Annotated in this window: 5 protein-coding genes (1 of these 5 running past the window's edge); 3 read left to right on the top strand and 2 right to left on the bottom strand. The window is 74.3% G+C overall.

Annotated elements, in window-relative coordinates:
- The 3 genes in view from AB0J08_RS31440 to AB0J08_RS31450 are tightly spaced (at most 50 nt apart) and all read left to right on the top strand, a layout consistent with a single transcriptional unit that may run on beyond the window.
- Window positions 1-12,799: the 3' end of an SDR family NAD(P)-dependent oxidoreductase gene (locus tag AB0J08_RS31440; RefSeq protein WP_360641249.1), read on the top strand. Its footprint begins 19,658 nt before the window's first position; only the last 12,799 of its 32,457 coding nucleotides appear in the window; the start codon falls outside the window, past its left edge; the stop codon is at window positions 12,797-12,799.
- 50 nt (window positions 12,800-12,849) lie between these two features.
- Window positions 12,850-13,773, top strand: a complete 924-nt coding sequence (locus AB0J08_RS31445) for a hypothetical protein (protein ID WP_360641250.1) — start codon at window positions 12,850-12,852, stop codon at window positions 13,771-13,773.
- A gap of 2 nt (window positions 13,774-13,775) precedes the next feature.
- A complete protein-coding gene (locus AB0J08_RS31450; protein WP_360641251.1) occupies window positions 13,776-16,934 on the top strand; it encodes an amino acid adenylation domain-containing protein in 3,159 nt (1,052 codons plus the stop codon).
- A gap of 148 nt (window positions 16,935-17,082) precedes the next feature.
- On the opposite strand, the gene AB0J08_RS31455 is transcribed toward AB0J08_RS31450, so the two are convergent.
- Together AB0J08_RS31455 and AB0J08_RS31460 are read right to left on the bottom strand one after the other, a co-directional pair.
- A complete protein-coding gene (locus tag AB0J08_RS31455; protein WP_360641252.1) occupies window positions 17,083-17,688 on the bottom strand; it encodes a response regulator transcription factor in 606 nt (201 codons plus the stop codon).
- A 49-nt stretch (window positions 17,689-17,737) separates the two neighbouring features.
- Window positions 17,738-24,079: an SDR family NAD(P)-dependent oxidoreductase gene (locus AB0J08_RS31460; protein WP_360641253.1), complete on the bottom strand. Its 6,342-nt coding sequence runs from the start codon at window positions 24,077-24,079 to the stop codon at window positions 17,738-17,740.
- Window position 24,080 lies beyond the last annotated feature (1 nt).

The raw sequence follows: 24,080 nt of genomic DNA on the forward strand, positions 1-24,080 counted from the left end.
CTTCCGTGCGGCACTGGCCGACATCGTCTTCCACGAGCCGACCCTGCCGGTCGTCTCCAACGTCACCGGCCGACTCGCCGAGCCTGGTCAACTGACCACCCCCGACTACTGGGTGGACCACGTCCGCCAGGCCGTCCGCTTCGCCGACGGCGTCACCGCCACCGAAGCGGCGGTGTTCCTGGAGATCGGCCCCGACATCACCCTCGCCGGACTCGCCCAGCAGACCCTCGACGGCGGCGACGAGACCTTCGTCCCCACCGCCCGCAAGGACCGCGACGAGACGCGCACCCTCCTCGAAGCCCTCGCCCGACTCCACACCGTCGGCATCGACGTCGACTGGGCGACCTACTTCGCCCCCGCCGCGCCCGGCCGGGTCGACCTGCCCACCTACGCATTCCAGCGCAGCCGCTACTGGTTGGAGTCCGGTACCCACACCCAGCGCGGCACTCTCGACCATCCGGTCCTGCTCTCCGCCACCGAGGTCGCGGGCGGCGAGTCCGTCCTCTTCACCGGCCGCCTCTCCCGCTCCGCCCAGCCCTGGCTCACCGACCACGCCGTCAACGGCACCGTCATCCTCCCCGGCGCCGCCCTCGCCGAACTCGCCATCCGCGCCGGCGACGAACTCGGCCTCCCCCACCTGCGCGAACTCACCCTTCAGACACCCCTTCTGCTGCCCGCGACCGGCAGCGTCGAGATCCAGCTACTGGTCACGTCGGCCGACGAATCCGGCCTACGCCCCGTGGCCGTCCACTCCCGCACGAACGACGCCGACACCTGGACCGAACACGCCCGGGGCCTTCTCGCCCGGACCACGGCCGCACCGGCCTTCGACCTGTCCATCTGGCCGCCGCGCGGCGCCCAGCCGGTCGCGGTCGACGGACTGTACGACGACCTGGCCGCGATGGGCCTGGAGTACGGGCCGGTGTTCCAGGGCCTCACCGCGGCCTGGCGACTCGACGGCGACGTCTACGCCGAGCTCGCCCTTCCCGACGACGCGCACGCCGACGCCCGACGCTTCGCCCTCCACCCCGCTCTGCTCGACGCGGCCCTGCACACCGTCGCCCTGGGTGACTTCCTGCCAGCCGGACAGCCCCATCTGCCCTTCACCTGGGCGGACATCGCCGTCCTGGCCCAGGGAGCGACCACCCTGCGCGTGCGCATCACCCCCGCCGGGACCGGTGCGGTCGCACTCGCCCTCGCCGACGGCACGGGCACGCCCGTCGCCGAGGTCGGCGAGCTGGTGCTGCGGCCGATCACCGGTGACCAGCTGACTGCGGCCGGCGCAGCCCAGTTGCTCCACCGACTGGAGTGGACGGCGGTAACGAGTGGTACGGCCGAGATCCCGGCGTACGAGCTCGTCACCGTCCCGACCACCGACGGCCTCGCCGTCCCGGACGCCATCCGCCACACCGCCGAACACGTCCTCGCCGCGATCCAGAACTCCGACACCCCACTGGTGGTCGTCACCCGCCACGGCGTCGCCACGACAGCCGACGAGCCGATCGACCTCGCCCACGCCGCCGTCTGGGGCCTGGCCCGCGCCGCCCAAGCCGAACAACCCGGACGCATCACCCTCATCGACACCGACACCGACACGGACGACGCGGTCGACAAGGCCCTGACCACCGGCGAGACCCAGATCGCCGTCCGCGGCGGCCAACTCCTCACGCCCCGCCTCACCCGCGCCACCGTCACCCCCCGAGACGGCGAACCCGCCTTCGGGCCGGACTCCACCGTCCTCATCACCGGCGGCACCGGCGGCCTCGGCGCACTCACCGCCCGCCACCTCGTCACCCACCACGGTGTGCGTGAGCTGCTGCTGGTCAGCCGACGAGGTGCCGAGGCCCCCGGCGCGTCCGAGCTGGTCGAGCAGCTCACCGCCCTGGGCGCCCGGGTGAGCGTCACCGCCTGCGACATCACCGACCGCGCCGCCCTGGCCGAGCTGGTCGCTGCCAACCCGCCGACCGCGATCGTCCACACCGCCGGCATCCTCGACGACGGCCTCCTCCCCTCCCAGACCCCCGAGCGCCTCGACGCCGTCCTGCGGCCGAAGGCCGACGCCGCCTGGCACCTGCACGAACTCACCGCGCACCTCGACCTCACCGCGTTCGTCCTCTACTCCTCCCTCGCCGGCACCCTCGGCAACGCCGGCCAGTCCACCTACGCCGCCGCCAACGCAGCCCTCGACGCCCTCGCCCACCACCGCACCACCCACGGACAACGAGCCACCTCCCTCGCCTGGGGCCCCTGGACCGGCGGCGGCATGGCCGCCGACCTCACCGAAACCGACCTCCGACGCATGGAACAAGCAGGCGTCAAACCCCTCACCCCCACCGAAGGCCTCACCCTCCTCGACACGACCGTCCGTTCGGACGACGCCGCGCTGGTCCCCGCGCGTCTCACCCGGGGCAAGCCCCGCCGGGCCGCCAAGGCCGCCGGAAAGGCCGGCGTGTACAGCCCGGCCGAACTGGCCGAGCTGGTACGCACCCAGGCCGCCGCCGTCCTCGGGTTCGCCGACGGGTCGGCGATCGCCCCGGACCGCCAGTTCCAGGACCTCGGGTTCGACTCGCTCACCGCCGTCGAGTTCCGCAACCGCCTCGGCACGGCGACCGGGCTCCGGCTGCCCTCCACGCTGATCTTCGACTACCCCACTGCCCAAGCCGTCGCCGACCACCTCGCCACCGAACTCGGCAGCGCGCGGACCTCCGAAGCCACCGTCACCGCCGCCACCGTGCCCCACGACGACGAGCCGATCGCGATCGTCGGCATGGCCTGCCGCTACCCCGGCGGCGTCGCCTCGCCCGAGGACCTCTGGCAGCTGGTCGCACATGGCCGGGACGCCGTCGCGGACTTCCCGACCGACCGCGGCTGGGACATCGACGGCCTCTACGACCCGGTACCCGGCGCGCCCGGCAAGACCTACGCCCGTCAGGGCGGGTTCCTCTACGACGCGGCCGAGTTCGACCCCGGGTTCTTCGGGATCTCGCCGCGTGAGGCGCTCGCCATGGACCCGCAGCAGCGCCTGCTGCTGGAGACCTCCTGGGAGGCGATGGAACGCGCCGGGGTCGACCCGGCTACGCTGCGCGGCAGCCGGACCGGCGTCTTCGCCGGCCTGATGTACCACGACTACGGTCTCGGCACCGCACCGGCCGCGACCAGCGGCGGCAGCCTGGTGACCGGTCGGGTGTCCTACACCTTCGGTTTCGAGGGCCCCGCCGTCACCGTCGACACCGCGTGCTCGTCCTCGCTCGTCGCGCTGCACTGGGCGGCGCAGGCACTGCGCTCCGGCGAGTGCGACCTGGCGCTGGCCGGCGGTGTCACCGTGATGGCCACCCCGGGCATGTTCGTCGAGTTCTCCCGCCAGCGCGGCCTCGCGGCCGACGGCCGGTGCAAGGCCTTCTCCGCCGATGCCGACGGCACCGGCTGGGCCGAGGGCGCGGGCATGCTGCTCGTCGAGCGCCTCTCCGACGCCCGCCGCAACGGCCACCAGGTCCTCGCGATCGTCAAGGGCAGCGCACTGAACCAGGACGGCGCCTCCAACGGTCTCACCGCCCCCAACGGCCCGTCCCAGCAGCGCGTCATCCGGCAGGCCCTCGCCAACGCCGGCCTCACGGCCGCCGAGGTCGACGCCGTCGAGGCGCACGGCACCGGCACGACACTGGGTGACCCGATCGAGGCCCAGGCCCTCCTCGCCACCTACGGCCAGGAGCGGTCGCAGGAGAACCCGCTCTGGCTCGGTTCCCTGAAGTCCAACATCGGGCACAGCCAGGCCGCGGCCGGTGTCGGCGGCATCATCAAGATGGTCATGGCGATGCGCAACGGCATCCTGCCCCGCACCCTGCACGCCGAACAGCCCTCCCCGCACATCGACTGGACGGCGGGCGCGGTCGAACTGCTCACCCAGGCCCGACAGTGGGGCAACCAGGGCGCGCCACGCCGCGCGGCCGTCTCCTCCTTCGGGATCAGCGGCACCAATGCCCACGTCATCATCGAGCAGGGCGAAGCCACCGCCCCGCCCTCCGGCGACCCGGCGGAACTCCCCGTCGTCCCGCTGCTCCTCTCCGGCAAGAACGCCTCTGCCCTCCAGGCTCAGGCAGCTCGACTCGCCGACTGGGTCACCGCCGAGACGCCGGTCGTTGCCCTGGGCGCGGCCCTCGTGAAGCGCTCGAACCTGGAGCGGCGTGCGGTGGTCGTGGGCACCGGCCGGGACGAACTGGTCGCCGGGCTGCGGGCGTTGGCCGTGGACGGTGGGATCTCGGGTTCCGGTGCGGGTGGGCGGCTTGCCTTCCTGTTCACCGGGCAGGGGAGCCAGCGGGTCGGCATGGGTGCCGATCTGGCGGCCGCGTTCCCGGTGTTCGCGAGCGCGTTGGACGAGATCTGTGCGGTGCTGGACCCGTTGGTGGGTCGGTCGCTGCGTGAGGTGATGTTCGAGGACGCCGACGGCGTGCTGGGCGAGACCGGGCTGACGCAGCCCGCGCTGTTCGCCTTCGAGGTCGCGCTCTACCGGCTGCTGGAGTCCCTGGGGGTCCGCGCGGACGTGCTGGCCGGGCACTCGGTCGGTGAGATCGCCGCCGCACACGTCGCCGGGGTATTCGACCTCGCCGACGCCTGCACCCTCGTCGCCCACCGCGCCCGCCTGATGCAGGCCCTCCCGGCCGGCGGGGCGATGCTCGCCATCGCCGCCCCCGAGGCCGACGTCCTGCCGCTGCTCGCCGGACACGAGACGGAGGCGGGGATCGCCGCCGTCAACGGGCCCGCCGCCGTGGTCGTTTCGGGCTCCGAGGCGGCGATCGCCGCCATCGAGACGCAGACGTCAGCCCGCACCAAGCGCCTGCGCGTCTCCCACGCCTTCCACTCCCCGCTCATGGACCCGATGCTCACCGACTTCCGTGCGGCACTGGCCGACATCGTCTTCCACGAGCCGACCATTCAGGTCGTCTCCAACGTCACCGGCCGCCTCGCCGAGCCTGGTCAACTGACCAGCGTTGACTACTGGGTGGACCACGTCCGTCAGGCGGTCCGCTTCGCCGACGGCGTCACCGCCACCGGGGCGGCGGTGTTCGTGGAGATCGGCCCGGATGGCACGCTGACCAGCCTGGCCCAACAGGTCCTCGACGGCGGCGAGACGTTCGTCCCGACCGCCCGCAAGGACCGCTCCGAGACCCGCAGTGTCGTGGAAGCCCTGGGCTGGCTCCACACGGTGGGCATCGCGGTGGACTGGGTGGCCTACTTCGCCCCCGCCGCGCCCGACCGGGTCGACCTCCCCACCTACGCCTTCCAGCGCAGCCGTTACTGGCTGGAGTCCGGCACCGACACCCGGCGCGGCACCCTCGATCACCCGGTCCTGCTCTCCGCCACCGAGATCGCGGGCGGCGAGTCGGTGGTCTTCACCGGCCGCCTCTCCCGCTCCGCTCAGCCCTGGCTCACCGACCACGCCGTCAACGGCACCGTCATCCTCCCCGGCGCCGCCCTCGCCGAACTCGCCATCCGCGCCGGCGACGAACTCGGCCTCCCCCACCTGGACGAACTGACCCTGCAAGCCCCCCTCGTCCTGCCCGCCACCGGCAGCGTCGAGCTTCAGCTGGTGGCCGCGGCGGAGCAGTCGGGCCGCCGCCCGCTCACCCTCCACTCCCGCACCAACGACGCCTCCGCCTGGACCCAGCACGCGGAAGGCATCCTCGCCGAAACCACGGATACGCCGGGGTTCGATCTGACGCAGTGGCCGCCGACGGGAGCCAAGCCCGTCGACGTCACCAACCTCTACGAGGACCTCGCCGGACTCGGCCTGGAGTACGGCCCGGTGTTCCAGGGCCTCACCGCCGCCTGGCGGGTCGACAGTGATGTCTACGCCGAGATCACGTTGCCCGAGGAATGCCGTGCGGACGCGGTCCGGTTCGGCCTGCACCCCGCGCTGCTGGACGCGGCCCTGCACGCCATCGCCCTGGGCGACTTCCTGCCCGCCGGACAGCCCCACCTGCCGTTCGCCTTCAGCGGGCTGACCCTGCACGCGAGCGGCGCGACCGCCCTGCGGATCAAGGTCGGCTCTGCGGCTCCCGGCGGCGCGCTGGCCCTCGCCCTGGCGGACGGCGACGGCCGACCGGTGGCGGAGATCGGCGCACTCACCTTGCGTCCGGTCTCGGCCGACCAGCTGAGCGCCGCCCGCGACATGCTCCACCACTTGGAGTGGACAGCAGTCACGGCCGGCACCGCGACGGCGGAGATCCCGGCGTTCGAGCTGGTCACCGTCCCGGCCACCGACGGCCTCGCCATCCCGGACGCCATCCGCCACACCACCGAACACGTCCTCGCCGCGATCCAGAACTCCGACACCCCACTGGTGGTCGTCACCCGCCACGGCGTCGCCACAACGGCCGACGAGCCGATCGACCTCGCCCACGCCGCCGCCTGGGGCCTGATCCGCGCCGCCCAAGCCGAACAACCCGGCCGCATCACCCTCATCGACACCGACACCGACACGAACGACGCGGTGACCAAGGCCCTGACCACCGGCGAGACCCAGATCGCCGTCCGCGGCGAAACCCTGCTGACCGCCCACCTCACCCGCGCCACCGTCACCCCCCGAGACGGTGAACCCGCCTTCGGACCGGACTCCACCGTCCTCATCACCGGTGGCACCGGTGGCCTCGGCGCACTCACCGCACGGCACCTCGTCACCGACCACGGCGTTCGTGAGCTGCTGCTGGTCAGCCGACGAGGCACCGACGCCCCCGGCGCGACCGAACTGGCCGCCGACCTCACCACCCTCGGCGCCCACGTCACCATCACCGCCTGCGACGTCACCGACCGCGCCGCCCTGACCGAGCTGATCACCACCAACCCGCCCACCGCCATCGTCCACACCGCCGGCATCCTCGACGACGGCCTCCTCACCTCCCAAACCCCCGAGCGCCTCGACGCCGTCCTACGACCCAAGGCCGACGCCGCCTGGCACCTCCACGAACTCACCGCGCACCTCGACCTCACCGCGTTCGTCCTCTACTCCTCCCTCGCCGGCACCCTCGGCAACGCCGGCCAGACCACCTACGCCGCCGCCAACGCCGCCCTCGACGCCCTCGCCCACCACCGCACCACCCACGGACAACGAGCCACCTCCCTCGCCTGGGGCCCCTGGACCGGCGGCGGCATGGCCGCCGACCTCACCGAAACCGACCTCCGACGCATGGAACAAGCAGGCGTCAAACCCCTCACCCCCACCGAAGGCCTCACCCTCCTCGACACCGCCACCGCCGCCACCCAACCCGTCCTCGCCCCGGTGCACCTCGTCCGGGGCCGCCGGCAGACCCGCCGGAGCAGTGCCACCGCGACGCGGACCGTCCGGACGACGACCGTGAGCACCGACCCCGGTGAATTGCAGCAGCTCGTCCGCTCCCAGGCCGCGATCGTCCTCGGGTTCGCGAACGCGAGCGCGGTCGAGCCGAATCAGCGGTTCCAGGACCTCGGGTTCGACTCGCTCACCGCCGTCGAACTGCGCAACCGCCTCACGGAGGCTACGGGGATGCCCCTGCCCTCCACGCTGGTGTTCGACTACCCGACCGCCCAGGCGGTCGCCGACCACCTCCTCGCCGAGCTCACCGGCGCCCGGCCTGCGGACACCGCCGTCGCACCGGTCAAGGTGCTCGACGACGAGCCGATCGCGATCGTCGGCATGGCCTGCCGCTACCCCGGCGGCGTCGCCTCGCCCGAGGACCTCTGGCGCCTCGTCGCCGGCGGCACGGACGCCGTCACCGGGTTCCCGACGGACCGCGGCTGGGACCTGGAGCGGCTCTACAACCCCGACCCGGACCACCGTGGCACCGTCTACACCCGGCACGGCGGATTCCTGCACGACGCGGGCGAGTTCGACGCCGCCTTCTTCGGCATCCCGCCGCGCGAGGCGACCGCGATGGACCCGCAGCAGCGCCTGCTGCTCGAATCCTCCTGGGAGGCGATGGAGCGGGCGGGCATCGACCCGACCGGTCTGCGCGGCAGCCGGACCGGCGTCTTCGCCGGCGTGATGTACCACGACTACGGGACGCAGAACGGCACGCCCGCCGAGCTCGAAGGAATGCTCGGCCTCGGCAGCTCCGGCAGTGTCGCCTCGGGTCGGGTGTCCTACACCTTCGGTTTCGAGGGCCCGGCGGTCACCGTCGACACGGCCTGCTCCTCCTCACTGGTCGCCCTGCACCTCGCGGCCCAGGCACTGCGCTCCGGCGAGTGCGACCTGGCGCTGGCCGGCGGTGTCACCGTCATGGCCACCCCGGGCACGTTCGTGGAGTTCTCCCGCCAGCGCGGCCTCTCCACCGACGGCCGGTGCAAGGCGTTCTCCTCGGACGCCGACGGCACCGGCTGGGCCGAGGGTGTCGGAATGCTTCTCGTCGAGCGGCTCTCCGACGCGCGCCGCAACGGCCACCAGGTGCTCGCCGTACTCAAGGGCTCGGCCGTCAACCAGGACGGCGCGTCCAACGGCCTGACCGCCCCGAACGGGCCCTCACAGCAGCGGGTGATCCGCCAGGCCCTGGCCAATGCGGGCCTCACCACGTCGGACGTGGACGCGGTGGAGGCACACGGAACCGGCACCGCGCTCGGTGACCCGATCGAGGCCCAGGCCCTCCTCGCCACCTACGGCCAGGACCGGCCGGCCGACAAGCCACTCTGGCTCGGCTCGCTGAAGTCCAACATCGGCCACTCCCAGGCCGCGGCCGGCGTCGGCGGCGTCATCAAGATGGTGATGGCGATGCGCAACGGCACGTTGCCGCCCACCCTGCACGCCGAACAGCCGTCCCGGCACATCGACTGGACAGCAGGAACCGTCCGGCTCCTCACCCAGGCGCAGGACTGGGACCGGGCCGACCAGCCGCGTCGGGCGGCCGTCTCCTCCTTCGGGATCAGCGGCACCAACGCCCACGTCATTCTGGAGCAGGGCGAGCCCGTCGAGCAGGCTTCGGCGGAGGCGGCGGAACTTCCGCTGGTGCCTTGGCTGGTGTCCGCCAAGGACGCCGCCTCGCTGGCCGCGCAGGCCGAGCGGCTGGCGGACTGGGCGGAGCTGGACGACGTTTCGCCGACCGCCGTCGGTGTGGCGCTCGTGGGTGAGCGTGCGGTGCTGGAGCACCGTGCGGTGGTCGTAGGTGCGGACCGGGACGAACTGGTCGCGGGGCTACGGGCGTTGGCCGTGGACGGTGAGATCTCGGGTTCCGGTGCTGGTGGGCGGCTTGCCTTCCTGTTCGCCGGTCAGGGGAGCCAGCGGGTCGGGATGGGTGCCGATCTGGCGGCCGCGTTCCCGGTGTTCGCGAGGGCGTTGGACGAGATCTGCCAGGTGCTGGACCCGTTGGTGGGTCGGTCGCTGCGTGAGGTGATGTTCGAGGACGCCGACGGCGTGCTGGGCGAGACGGGGCTGACGCAGCCGGCGCTGTTCGCCTTCGAGGTCGCGCTGTACCGGCTGCTGGAGTCGCTGGGTGTCCGCGCGGACGTGCTGGCCGGGCACTCGGTCGGTGAGATCGCCGCCGCACACGTCGCCGGAGTGTTCGACCTCGCCGACGCCTGCACCCTCGTCGCCCACCGGGCACGGCTGATGCAGGCCCTGCCCGCCGGCGGGGCGATGCTCGCCATCGCCGCCACCGAGACCGACGTCCTCGCATTGCTCGCCGGACACGAGGCCGAGGCGGGTATCGCCGCCGTCAACGGCCCCGCCGCCGTGGTCGTTTCGGGCAGTGAGGCGGCGATCGCCGCCATCGAGGCGCAGACCACCGCGCGCACCAAGCGCCTGCGCGTCTCCCACGCCTTCCACTCCCCGCTCATGGACCCGATGCTCGCCGACTTCCGTGCGACGCTGAGCGACATCGACTTCCACGAGCCGACTCTGCCGGTCGTCTCCAACGTCACCGGCCACCTCGCCGAACCCGGCCAACTCACCACCCCCGACTACTGGGTGAACCACGTCCGCCACGCCGTCCGCTTCGCCGACGGCATCACCGCCACCGAAGCGGCGGTATTCCTGGAGATCGGCCCCGACACCACCCTCACCGGCCTCGCCCAGCAGACCCTCGACGGCGGCGACGAGACGTTCGTCCCCACCACCCGCAAGGACCGCGACGAGACCCGCACCCTCCTCGAAGCCCTCGCCCGACTCCACACCGTCGGCATCGACGTCGACTGGGCGACCTACTTCACCCCCGCCGCGCCCGGCCGGGTCGACCTCCCCACCTACGCCTTCCAGCGCAGCCGCTACTGGCTCGCGACCACCGCCGACAGGGGCGACGTGACCGCCGCCGGGCTGGACGCGATCGACCACCCGCTGCTCAGCGCGGCCACGGAGGTCGCGGGCGGCGAGTCGGTGGTCTTCACCGGCCGCCTCTCGCTGGCCGCCCAGCCCTGGCTCGCCGACCACGTCGTCAACGGCACCGTCATCCTCCCCGGCGCCGCCCTCGCCGAACTCGCCATCCGCGCCGGCGACGAACTCGGGCTTCCGGTCCTGGACGAACTCACCCTCCAGGCACCACTGGTGCTGCCGACAAGCGGCACCACCCAGCTCCAGGTAGTGGTGGAGCCGGAGCGGCGGCGGGTGGCAGTGCACTCCCGTGCTCAGGACGCCGTCGGCTGGATCGAGCATGCCCAGGGTGTGCTCGCCCCGGCCGCCGCCGAGCCGGCCTTCGACCTGGCGGCCTGGCCGCCCCCGGGTGCCAAGCCGGTGGAACTCGACCACCTCTACGACGACCTCGCCGACCTGGGTCTCGGTTACGGGCCGGCCTTCCAGGGGCTGACTGCCGCGTGGCGGGTGGACGGTGAGATCTATGCCGAGATCACGTTGCCCGAGGAGGCCCACGCGGACGCGGTCCGGTTCGGCCTGCACCCCGCGCTGCTCGACGCGGCCCTCCACGCCATCGCCCTGGGTGACTTCCTGCCCGCCGAACAGCCACACCTGCCCTTCGCTTTCAGCGAGTTGACGCTTCACGCCACGGGTGCGACCGCGCTCCGCGTGCGGGTCGGCCCGGGCGGGGCCGGCGGCGCGGTCGCGCTCGCCCTCGCCGACGCGGGCGGTGTTCCGGTCGCCACGCTCGGCGGGCTCGCACTCCGGCCGCTCACCGCGGTCGAGGCCGCACCGACCGATTCGATGCACCGACTGGAGTGGGTGTCGGTCCCGGCCGGCACCGCGACGGCGCCTGCGTTCGATCTCGTCACCGTCCCGGCCACCGACGGCCTCACGGTCCCCGACGCGATCCGCCACACCACCGAACACGTCCTCGCCGCGATCCAGAACTCCGACACCCCACTCGTGATCGTCACCCGCCACGGCGTCGCCACAACAGCCGACGAGCCGATCGACCTCGCCCACGCCGCCGTCTGGGGCCTGATCCGCGCCGCCCAAGCCGAACAACCCGGCCGCATCACCCTCATCGACACCGACACCGACACGGACGACGCGGTCGACAAGGCCCTGACCACCGGCGAGACCCAGATCGCCGTCCGCGGCGAAACCCTGCTGACCGCCCGCCTCACCCGCGCCACCGTCACCCCCCGAGACGGTGAACCCGCCTTCGGACCGGACTCCACCGTCCTCATCACCGGTGGCACCGGTGGCCTCGGCGCACTCACCGCCCGCCACCTCGTCACCCACCACGGCGTCCGCGAGCTGCTGCTGGTAAGCCGACGAGGCCCCCAGGCACCGGGTGCCGACACCCTCGCCGCCGACCTCACCACCCTCGGCGCCCGGGTGAGCGTCACCGCCTGCGACATCACCGACCGCGACGCCCTGGCCGAGCTGATCACCACCAACCCGCCCACCGCCATCGTCCACACCGCCGGCATCCTCGACGACGGCCTCCTCCCCTCCCAAACCCCCGAGCGCCTCGACGCCGTCCTGCGGCCCAAGACCGACGCCGCCTGGCACCTCCACGAGCTGACCGCGCACCTCGACCTCACCGCGTTCGTCCTCTACTCCTCCCTCGCGGGCACGTTGGGTAACGCCGGTCAGGCCACCTACGCCGCCGCCAACGCCGCCCTCGACGCCCTCGCCCACCACCGCACCACCCACGGCCTGCGAGCCACCTCCCTCGCCTGGGGCCTATGGGCAGGCGGCGGCATGGCCGGCGACCTCACCGAAGCCGACCTACGACGCCTCGCCGCCGCCGGCATCGCCCCCCTCACCCCCACCGACGGCCTCACCCTCTTCGACACCGCCACCGCCACCACCCAACCCACCCTCGTCCCCGCCAAGTTCATCAAGGTCCGCACCCAGCGCACCGGGCGGACGGCCGCCGCCACGGCTCCCGCCGCCGGGCTGGCCGACCGGCTCGCCGCGCTGGACCCGGCCCGGCGGCGGCCGGTCCTGGTGGACTTCGTCCGGGAGCAGGTCGCGGCCGTGCTCGGCTTCGCCGACGCCACCGCGATCGACCCGGGCCGCCAACTCCAGGAACTGGGCTTCGACTCGCTCACCGCGGTCGAGTTCCGCAACCGGCTGAACGGAGCCGCCGGCCTGCGCCTGCCGGCCACGCTGATCTTCGACTACCCGACGCCCGACGCCCTGACCGACCACCTCATGGAGCGGTTCTTCCCGGAGGAGTTCGCCGACTCGTCGGCGGGTGCCCACGGTGCTCCGGCGCAGAGCGACGCCGAGGTGCGGACGCTCCTCACCTCCCTGCCGATCGCCCGTCTCCGCGAGGCGGGCCTGATCGAGGCGCTGTTCAAGCTGGCGTCCGGTCCGGGCGACGACCCGCAGGCGGAGGCCGAGGAGAAGGCCGGGGCGATCGACGCCATGGACGTCGACAACCTCATCCAGCTGGCGCTGGAAGGCGGAACCTCATGACCTCTCACCCAGTCCCCACGCCCACCCTGACCGACTCAAGGAAACCGATCATGAATCTCGCTGCGACCTGGCAGACACTCGCGAAGACCGCTGCGACGTCCGAGGGGAAGTCCGGCGCGCACGTCGCCGGCGGCCCGGACGGCGTCACGGTCTCCGGCACCGGCGAGGCGGCCGACCTGGTCGCCAAGGAGGTCGTCCTCTGCGCCGACTTCACCGTCACCGGTCGCCCGGAGGCCGGCTTCCCCGACCTGGTGGCACGGCTCGACCTCGACCCCGCCTTCTGGCACATCGTCCCGCCGAGCATCGAGCCCGGCGCCGACATAGACGGCGCCGCGTACGTCCGCTCCTGGCTGACGCCGGTCCGGGAGAGCGGGCTGCGGGTGAAGGCCGTGATGGGCTACTGCGTGGGCGCCGTCTACGCCGCCGAGCTGGCCGACGCGGTCGCCGAGTACCAGGGCGACGAACCCCAGCTGATCGTGTTCGACCCCGAGCAGACCAGCATGGACACCATCCGCTACCAGTTCGGCAACGTCCTCGGCATCCTGTCCTCGATCCTGAACGACGAGGACGTCACCGAGACCCAGGAGGCCGTCAACCGCCTCTACGACACCGAGGGCATGACGGTCGGCCGCTACGCCTCCGAGCTCTACGAGACCTTCCGGGCCATCGGCCAGCGCGCGTTCCAGCGGGCCGGCCTGGACGTCGAGTACGGCGTGGAGATGTGGGGCGCGTTCAGCTCCTTCCTCTCCTACCTGAGCTACGCCGACCAGCTGGACCCCAGCGTGGGCTGGCGGCGGGCCACCGCGTTCAGTTCGTCCAGCGCGGGCAACGGTCTGAACCGGCTGCGCGGCGTGGCCGGCGAGCACGCGGCCGAGGGCGTGGTCGCCCGCGAGCTCGCGTTCACCGAGGGCCATGACGAACTGCTCCGGTCGAACGAGGTCGTCCGCACGGTCGCCGAGCTGCTGGGGAAGTGATCATGAACCGGATGCCGGGGCAGCGGGCCACCGACAAGGAGCAGGCCCTGTGGCTGCTGGAGGAGTTCGCCCCCGGCACCGGGGTGAACAACCTGAGCGTGGCGTTCAGCGTGGAGGGGAGGCTGCGGCGGCCGCTGCTGCTCGCGGCGGTCACCCGTGCGGTGCGGCGCCACGAGGTGCTGCGGACGGTGTTCAGGATCGAGCCGGAGAGCATGGTCCGGGAGGTCCTTCCGGCCGACCGCGTCGAGCTGAGCCTGGAGGAACTGCCGGACGCCGGGCCCGGCGAGGGCCGCGCCGAGCTGACCAGGTTCCTCGGCCGCCCGTTCGCGACCGACGGCAGCCTGCTGGTGCGGGTCGCCGTGCAGACCGAGCACGACGCCTCCGGGCGCAGCCGGGAGGTGTACTGCGTCGCCGTCCACCATGCGGTCTTCGACGGGCTCTCCTCCGTGCTGCTGCTGGGCGAACTCATCTCCGCCTACAACGCCCTGGCGGCCGGCGGCGGCGACGCCGAGCCCGAGGTCGCGCCCGCCTGGCAGGAGCCGGCGCCCAGTGAGGCCAGCGCCGCGTTCTGGCGCGAGAAGCTGGCAGGGTTCCGGGCCGGCGACCTCGACCTGTGGTGCGAGCGGCCGGAGGCGGCCGGGGCGTCGCTGGCCGGACAGGTCGTCAACCGGGAGCTGTCCCCGGCCGCGCGCGACGCGGTGCGTCGGATGCAGAAGGCGCTGCGGGCCCCGGAGTCGGTCGTCCTGCTGGCCGCGTACGGGGTGCTGCTGGCCGCGCACGGAGCCGGACCGGACCTCACCATCGGCTCGCCGGTGAGCGTGCGGTCCCCGGAGACCGCGGCGGCGATCGGCTACCACATCAACGTGCTCACCCTGCGGATGCCGGTCGACCCGGCGGCGGGCTTCCGGTCGTACGTGAAGCTGGCCCGGCGCACCTTCATGGAGTCGGCCTCGTACGCCGACTACCCGGTGGACGAGATGCTGGGGCTGGTGGAGCGCGAGGGCTGGCGCAACAACCTCTTCCGGCACACCTTCAACTACGTGCCCGCCGAGATGAACGCCGGCTTCGAGCTGGACGGGCTGCCGGCGGTGCACGAGGTGATCGAGAACGGCTTCAGCAAGTTCGACCTGGAGTTCTTCGTCACCTCGGCACCGGAGTCGCTGCGGATCCGGGCCGCGTTCTGCGTGGACGTGCTCGACCCGGCCGACGTGCGGCTGCTGCTCGACCGCTACGAGGAACTGCTGGTCACGCTCGCCGCGGCACCGGACCGGCCGCTGGCCGAGGTACCGGTCTGGTCCGACCGGGACCGGTCGGTGATCGGTGCGGCCAACGCCACCGAGCGCGAGCTGTCCCGGCCCACCGTGCTGGAGCTGATCGCCGAACGGGTGTCGGGCGCGCCGGCCGAGGACGGCGCCGTGCCGGGCGCCGCCGTCCTCGACGGGGACCGGGCCTTCGGTCCGCGCCGGCTGTGGGCCGCCGCCGAGGCCACCCGGGACGGGCTGCTGGCCGCCGGCGTCGGCCGGGGCGACGTGGTGGCGCTGCTCGCGCCGCGCGGCGCCGAGCTGGCCGCGGCCGCGCTCGGTGTCTGGCTCGCCGGTGCCGCGTACCTGCCGCTCGATCCGGACCACCCCGAGCAGCGGCTGCGCCACCAGCTCGACGATTCGGGCGCGGTGGCCGTGCTGCTCGGCGAGGGCGTCACCGCCCCCGGCGGGCCGACCGCCCTGGCGCTGGTGGACGTCGGCTCGGTGGAGCCGGTCGACGGGCCGGTCGAGCCGACCGGCGGCGCGACCGGGGCCGACCTCGCCTACCTGATCTACACCAGCGGCTCCACCGGGGTGCCCAAGGGCACCCTGCTGGACCACCGCAACCTCGCCAACCTGATCACGCACTTCGCCGACGACCTGCGGGTCGGCCCGGCCGACACGGTGCTCTGGCTGACCACGTTCAGCTTCGACATCTCCGCCCTGGAGCTGTTCCTGCCGCTGGTCACCGGCGCCCGGCTGGCCGTCGCGCCCGCCGGGGCCCGGACCGACGGCGCCGAGCTGGCCGAGGCGCTGCGCCGCTACGAGGCCACCGTGGTCCAGGCCACGCCGACCACCTGGCGCCTGGTCATCGACCAGGTCGCCGATCGGCTGGCCGGCTGCCGGGTGCTCTGCGGCGGCGAGCCGCTGCCCGCCGTGCTGGCCGGCAAGCTGGCCGCCACCGGCTGCGAGCTCATCAACGTGTACGGGCCGACCGAGACCACCATCTGGTCGACCGCCGGGCGGATCGAGGCGGGCGCCGTCCGGGTGGATGTCGGCACGCCGATCGCCAACACCCGGGTGTTCGTGGCCGCGCCGGACGGGCGGGTGCTGCCGCTGGGCACCCGTGGCGAGCTGTGCGTCGCCGGTCAGGGCGTGGCGGTCGGCTACCACGACCGGCCCGAACTGACCGCCCAGCGGTTCGGCGAGCAGCCGGAGTTCGGCCGGTTCTACCGGACCGGCGACGCGGCGGCCTGGAGCCACGACGGCCGGCTGGAGATCCTGGGCCGGCTGGACCGTCAGATCAAGCTGCGCGGCAACCGGATCGAGCTGGGCGAGGTGGAGGGCGTGCTGCTGACCCACCCCGACGTGGCCGCCGCCGCCGTGGTGGTGGCCGACGGCCCGGACGGCGAGGCCGCACTGTGGGCCTTCGTGGTGGTCCCGGACCGCCCCGAGGCCGTGGGCGACCTGTGGGAGCACGCCCACGCCTCGCTCCCCCCTGCCGCGACACCCCAGGAGTTCGTGGCCGTGGACGCCTTCCCGATGACCGGCAACGACAAGGTGGACTACCCGGCGCTGCGTCGGCGGGCCGAGGAGTTGCTGGCCGACCGGGCCGCCGCGACGGCCGGGCCGGACGGGGGCGGCCGCAGCGGGCCGGCCGACGGCGGGTCGGCAGGCAGCGGCGACGAGCTGCTGGACGTGGTGCTGCCGCTCTGGAACACGGTGCTGGGCCGCACCGGTCTCGGCGTGGAGAGCCACTTCTTCGCCGACGGCGGGCACTCGCTGCTGGGCATCCGGCTGCTCCAGGAGCTCCACAAGGAGACCGGGGTCCGGATGAAACTGCAGGACCTCTTCGAGAGCCCGACCCCGCCGGCCCTCGCCCGGGCCCTGCGGGCGGCCGCCGCGGCGGCGGCCCCGTAACCGGCGTCCGCGCCGCCCCCGGCGAAGCGGCCCGCACCCACCCGGTGCGGGCCGCTTCGCCGTTCCGGTGCGCCCCGCGCGGCTGCGGACGCCGACGACCCCGGCCGCGGAGGCGGCCGGGGTCGTCCGGGGTGCGCAGTGCGGCCGGCTACAGCCAGCCGCGCTCCTCCGCGATGCGGGCCGCCTCCGCACGGGTCCGGGCGGAGGTCTTCGCCATCGCCGAGGAGACGTGGTTGCGCACGGTGCCGTCGGAGAGGCCGAGCGCACGGGCGATGTCGGTGACGGTGCCGCCGCCGAGGGCCTCGGCCAGCACCTCCCGCTCACGGGTGGTGAGCGGGCTGGTGCCCGACAGCATCGCCTCGGAGGCCAGCGCGTGGTCCAGCACCCGCAGCCCGGCCGCGGCCCGCCGGACGGCCTCCACCAGTTGCTCGGGCGGGGCGTCCTTGACCACGAAGCCCACCGCACCGGCCGCGACCGCCCGGGTGAGGTACCCCGGGCGGCCGAAGGTGGTGCAGATGACGACCTTGCAGGCCGGCAGCGAGCGGGCCAGGTCGGCGGTGACGGCGAGGCCGTCCTTGCCCGGCATCTGGACGTCCATCAGGACGACGTCGGGCCGGGTGCGCAGGGCGACCGCCTCGACCTCGGCGCCGGAGCCGACCTCGCCGACGACCTCCAGGTCGGGCTCCAGCCGGAGCATGGACGCGAGCGCGCCGCGGATCAGCGCCTGATCGTCGGCCAGCAGGACCCTGATCACGGTTGCTTCGCTCCCCCGGTCGTCGGCCGCTCGCCGGCCGCTCCGGGCGTCAGCCTACTGCCTCCGTCAGCAGGTGATCGGCGAGTTCCTCGGGCGTCGGGTAGTCGTAGACGGCGTCGGCCTCCAGCGGGATGCCGGTGATGCCGACGAGGCGGTTGCGCAGTTCGACGGCGGCCATCGAGGAGAGACCGAGCTCGAAGAACTCGGCGTCCTGCTCGATCGCCTCCGCGTCGGGGAACTGCAGGACGGCGGCGGCGTGCCGGCGGACCAGCCCGACCAGCAGGCCGCGGTGCTCCTCGGCCGGGCACTCGGCCAGCAGCCGGCGGAAGGCCTCGGCGTCGTCCAGCGGGTCGCCGGCCGGTTCCTCCTCCTCCCGGGCGGCCGCGGCCTCGCCGGCCGGGCCGGCGGCGAGCAGTGCGGGCCCGCGGGTGGCGGTGTGGGCGTCCTGGGCGCGCAGCCGGGCCAGGGCCGGCAGCAGCTCGCCGAGCGGGGCGTCCGCGCCCAGGCCGAGCACGGCGAGCAGCCCGGTCAGGTCCTCGCGTGCGACGGCGTCCCAGAGGCCGGCGCCGGGCAGCGCGGCCGCGGCGGCCTTGGGGGCCGGCGGCCAGTAGCGGCGGCGCTGGAAGGGGTAGGTGGGCAGCGGGACGGTCGGTCCGGCGCCGATCACGGTGCCCCAGTCGACGGCGAGGCCGCGGACGTGCGCCCGGGCCAGGGCCTCGATCAGGCCGGCGGCCTCGGCCCGGTCGCGGCGCAGCAGCGGGACGGCGGCGCCGTTCCAGTCGGTCAGGCCCTCCTGGGCCATCGCCGCGAGCACGGCGTCGGGGCCGAGTTCGAGCAGCAGGGTGACGCCCTGCTCCTGGAGCGTGCGGACGCCGTCGTGGAAGCGGACCGGCTCGCGCAGCTGCTCGGCCCAGTAGTCGGGTGAGGTGAGCTCGGCCGTGGTGGCCAGGCGGCCGGTGACGTTGGAGACGACGGGGATCCGCGGCTCCTGGTAGACGACCTCCTTGGCGACGGCGCGGAACTCCTCGACGGCCGGGTCCATCAGCGGCGAGTGGAAGGCATGACTGACCGTCAGTCGCCGTGTCTTGTGGCCGCGTTCGGCGAGTTCGGCGGCGATCGACAGGACGTCGTCCGCGACGCCGGAGAGCACCACGGCGGTGGGTCCGTTGACGGCGGCGACGGCGACGGTGTCGGCGTGGCCGGCGAGCAGCGGCAGCACCTCGGCCTCGGTGGCCCGGACGGCGACCATCGCGCCGCCGGCCGGGAGGGCCTGCATCAGGCGGCCGCGGGCGGCGACCAGTTTGACCGCGTCGGGCAGCGTGAGGACGCCCGCGACGTGGGCGGCGACGAGTTCGCCGATCGAGTGTCCGGCGAGGATGTCGGGGTGGACGCCCCAGGCCTCCAGGGTGCGGTGCAGGGCGGTCTCGACCGCGAACAGCGCGGCCTGGGTGTACTGGGTCTGCCCGAGCAGCCCGGCGGCGGCCTCGGCGTCCCCGGCGCCGGGTGCGGTGCCGTCGAGGACCTGGCGCAGCGGCAGGTCGAGGTACCGGTCGAACTCGTCGCAGACGGCGTCGAAGGCGGCGGCGTAGACCGGGTGGGCGGCGTACAGCTCGCGGCCCATGGCGAGCCGCTGGCTGCCCTGGCCGGTGAAGAGGTAGCCGGTCCGCACCCGGCCTGCGGTGCCGGTGACGACGTGTTCGGTCGGGGTGTGGGCGAGCACCGCGTCGAGGGCGGCCGCGAGGTCGTCGCGGGTGGTGCCGAGGACGGCCAGCCGGCGCTTGTGCACGGTGCGGGTGGTGGCGAGCGAGCGGGCCAGCTCGGTGGCGCTCTGGTCGGGGTGGGCGGCCAGGTGGGCGCGCAGGAGGCGGGCCTGGTCCTGGAGGGCGTCGGCGGTCTTCGCGGAGAGCAGCCACGGGAGGGCGGCCGGCTCGGCGGCCGGGGCCGCCGGGGTCCCGGCGGGCGCCTGCTCCAGGATGACGTGGGCGTTGGTGCCGCTGATGCCGAAGGAGGAGACGCCGGCCCGACGGGGGCGGCCGGTCTCGGGCCAGGGCCGGGCCTCGGCGAGCAGCCGGGTGGCGCCCTCGGTCCAGTCGACGTGCTTGGTGGGCTCGTCGACGTGCAGGGTCCGCGGCAGTTCTCCGTGCCGGATGGCCTGCACCATCTTGATCACTCCGGCGACGCCGGCGGCGGCCTGGGTGTGGCCGATGTTGGACTTGATGGAGCCGAGCCAGAGCGGCTGCTCCTCGGGGCGGTCCTGACCGTAGGTGGCGAGGATGGCCTGGGCCTCGATCGGGTCGCCGAGGGTGGTGCCGGTGCCGTGGCCCTCGACCGCGTCGACGTCGGCGGGGCCGAGCCGGGCGGACGTCAGGGCCTGGCGGATGACGCGCTGCTGGGCGGGCCCGTTGGGCGCGGTGAGCCCGTAGCTGGCCCCGTCCTGGTTGATCGCCGAGCCCTTGACGACGGCGAGGACCTGGTGGCCGTTGCGGCGGGCGTCGGAGAGCCGTTCGACGAGCAGCATGCCGACGCCCTCGGCCCAGCCGGTGCCGTCGGCGGCGGAGGCGAAGGACTTGCACCGGCCGTCGGCGGCGAGGCCGCGCTGGCGGCTGAAGTCGACGAAGACGGACGGGGTGGAGAGCACGGTGACGCCGCCGGCGAGCGCGAGGTCGCACTCGCCGGAACGCAGCGCCTGGACGGCCCAGTGCAGGGCGACCAGCGAGGAGGAGCACGCGGTGTCGACGGTGACCGAGGGCCCCTCGAAGCCGAAGGTGTAGGAGAGCCGGCCGGAGGCGACGCCGGCGGAGACCCCGGTGCCGACGAAGCCGTCGAGGTCGTCGTCCAGGTGCTGCAGGTGCATGCCGTAGTCGTGGTACATCAGGCCGACGAAGACGCCGGTCTGGGTGCCGCGGACGGCGGCGGGGTCGATCCCGGCGTTCTCCAGCACCTCCCAGGTGCTCTCCAGCAGCAGGCGCTGCTGGGGGTCCATGGCGACGGCCTCGCGGGGCGAGATGCCGAAGAAGGAGGGGTCGAAGCCGGTCGCCTGGTCGACGAAGCCGCCTTCTCTGGTGTAGGTGGTGCCGGGGTGCTCGGGGTCGGGGTGGTACAGCTCGGCGAGGTTCCAGTTGCGATCGGTCGGGAACCCGCCCATCGCGTCGCGGCCCTCGGCGACCAGCTGCCAGAGCTGGTCGGGGTCGGTGACGCCGCCGGGGAGGCGGCAGCTCATGCCGACGATGACGATCGGGTCCTGGTCGGCGCCGGCCACGGTGCGGGCGGGGCCGGCACCGGTCGGGGCGTCGAGCAGCTGGGCGCGGAGGAAGCCGGCCAGCACGAGCGGGGTCGGGTGGTCGAAGATCAGCGTGGCGGGCAGCCGCAGGCCGGTGGCGGCGTTCATCCGGTTGCGGAACTCGACGGCGGTCAGCGAGTCGAAGCCGGTCTCCTTGAACGGGCGGTCGGCCTCGACGGTGCTCTGGTCACGGTGGCCGAGGACGAGGGCGACCTGGGTCAGCACCAGGTCGAGCAGCACGCGGGCGTGCTCGCCCTCGGGCATCCGGGCCAGGCGCTCGCGCAGCTCGGCGGCGACGGCCGGGTCGACGCCGGCGGCGCGGCGGCGGCCGGGCGGGACGAGCCCGTGCAGCAACGGGGGCAGCGCGCCGAACCGGGCGGCGGCCCGCAGTGGCGTGAAGTCCAGGCCGACCGGTACCAGGGCGGCGTGGCCGTGGGCGCAGGCGGCGTCCAGCAGGGCGAGCCCGTCGGTGGTGGTGATCGGGGTGATGCCGGTGCGGGCCAGGCGGGCCCGGTCGGCCTCGGTGAGGGTGCCGGTGAGGCCGCTGTCCTGTTCCCAGAGGCCCCAGGCGAGGGCCAGGGCCGGCAGGCCGAGGGCGTGGCGGCGGCGGGCGAGGGCGTCGACGACGGCGTTGGCCGCCGCGTAGTTGGCCTGGCCGGGGCCGCCGAGGACGCCGGCGGCGGAGGAGAACAGGACGAACGCGGTGAGCGGGAGGTCCCGGGTGAGCTCGTGCAGGGCGAGCACGGCGTCGGCCTTGGGGCGCAGCACGGTGTCGAGGCGCTCGGGGGTGAGCGCGGCGAGGGTGCCGTCGTCGAGGGCCCCGGCGGCGTGCACGACGCCGGTGAGCGGGCGCTCGGCGGGGAGGTCCGCGAGGACGGCGGAGAGCGCCTGCCGGTCGGCGGCGTCGCAGGCGGCGACGGTGACGGTGGCGCCGAGCCCGGTGAGTTCGGCGGCGAGTTCGGCGGCTCCGGCGGCGCCTTCGCCCTGACGGCTGGTCAGCAGCAGGTGGCGGACGCCGTGTTCGGCGACGAGGTGGCGGGCGACGATCCGGCCGAGGGTGCCGGTGCCGCCGGTGACCAGGACGGTGCCGTCGGCGTTCCAGCGGGAGCCGGGCGCCGCGTCCTCGGTGCGCGGGGCCGGGCGGGCCAGCCGGGGGGCGAGGACGGTGCCCTCGCGCAGGGCCAGCTGGGGTTCGCCGGTGGCGAGTGCGGCCGGCAGGGCCCGCCAGGAGGCGTCGGTGCCGTCGAGGTCGGCGAGCACGAAGCGGCCGGGATGCTCCGACTGGGCGGAGCGGATCAGGCCCCAGACGGCGGCGCCGGGCAGGTCGTCGCCGAGCGACTCGCCGGCGGGCACGGCGCCCTGGGTGAGGACGACCAGCGGCGCTTCGCCGTTGCGGTCGTCGGCGAGCCAGTCCTGGGCGGCGGCCAGCACCTCGGCGGTGACGGCGCGGATCGCGGCGGCCTCGTCGAGGCCGGCGGCGGTGCCGGTCCGGGGCAGGACGGCCAGTCGCGGCAGCGGGCCGTCGGCGGGCCGGTCCTCGCCGCGGGCGCCGATCCGGGCGCCGGCGGCCTCCAGGACCTCCCGCAGCGGCGGCTCGCCGTCGGCGTCGCCGAGCAGCAGGCAGGGTGCGCCGTCCAGGGCGGTGGCCGGGCCCTGCGGGGCGGGCACCCAGTCGAGCGTGAACAGGCTGTCGCGCAGCGGGTCGCCGGCGGCACCCAGGTCCTCGGCGGCGAGCGGGCGCACGGCGAGCGTGTCGACGGAGGCGACCGGCGTGCCGGCGGCGTCGGCGACCTCGATCCGGACGCCGTTCGGGCCGGCCTCGGCGAGCCGGACCCGCAGGGCGGCGGCGCCGGTGGCGGCCAGCCGCACGTTGGTCCAGGCGAAGGGCAGCAGCGGGCCGCCGGAGCGGCCGGGCTGTTCGGTGAAGAACCCGCCGAGGGCGAGCGGCTGGAGCGCCGCGTCGAGCAGCGCGGGGTGCAGGCCGAAGCCGTCCTGGCCGTCGGCGGCCGCCTCGGGGAGGGCGACCTCGGCGAACAGCTCGCGCCCGCGCCGCCAGACGGCCTTGACGCCGCGGAAGGCGGGGCCGTACCGGACGCCGACGGCGTCCATCAGCTCGTAGACGGAGTCGGCCGCGAGGGCGTCCGCCCCGGCCGGCGGCCAGCTCTGCTCGGCGAAGGCCGCCGGGATCGGGTCGTGGGCGAGGACGCCGGTGGCATGCCTGGTCCACGGCTCGTCGGGGGCGGCGTCCTCGGCGCGGGAGTGCACGGTGAGGGCGCGCCGGCCGTCGGGGTCGGGGGCGGCGACGGCGAGCTGCACCTGGACACCGCCACGCTCCGGCAGGGTGAGCGGGGCCTGGATGGTCAGCTCCTCCAGCAGGTCGCAGCCGGCCTCGTCGCCGGCCCGCAGGGCGAGGTCGACGAAGGCGGTGCCGGGCAGGATGACGCTGCCGTTGACGGCGTGGTCGGCCAGCCAGGGGTGGGTCCTGAGCGAGAGCCGGCCGGTGAGCAGCACGCCGTCGGCGTCAGCCAGGGCGACGGCAGCACCGAGCAGCGGGTGACCGGCGGCAGTGACGCCGAGGTGGCCGGGGTCGCCGTCGGTCCGGACGGACTTGGGCCAGTAGGTCTCGTGCTGGAAGGCGTAGGTGGGCAGTTCGACCGGACGCGGGGCGGCGGGGGCCAGCAGCGGGTGCCAGTCGAGTTCGCCGCCGCTCACCCAGTACTCGGCGGCGGAGACGAGCAGGCGGGCGAGCCCGCCGTCGTCGCGGCGCAGGGTGCCGGTGACCGCGGCGTCGTGGGCGCCGGCGTCGGCGAGGGTGTCGCGGATGCCGTGCTGGACCACCGGGTGGGCGCTGATCTCGACGAAGCGGTCGTGGCCGGCCTCGGCGAGGGCGGCGACGGCGGGCGCGAAGCCGACGGTCTCGCGCAGGTTGGTGTACCAGTAGCCGGCGTCCAGCGCCGCGGTGTCCAGCCAGTCGGTCACGACGGTGGAGAAGAACGGCACCTCACCGCTCACCGGGCTCACCGGCGCCAGCAACTCCGCGAGCTCCGCCTCGATCGCCTCCACGTGCACCGAATGCGACGCGTAGTCCACCTCGATCCGCCGCGCCCGCACG

Origin of the sequence: Kitasatospora sp. NPDC050463, from assembly GCF_040655255.1 — a bacterium.
Lineage (GTDB): Bacteria > Actinomycetota > Actinomycetes > Streptomycetales > Streptomycetaceae > Kitasatospora.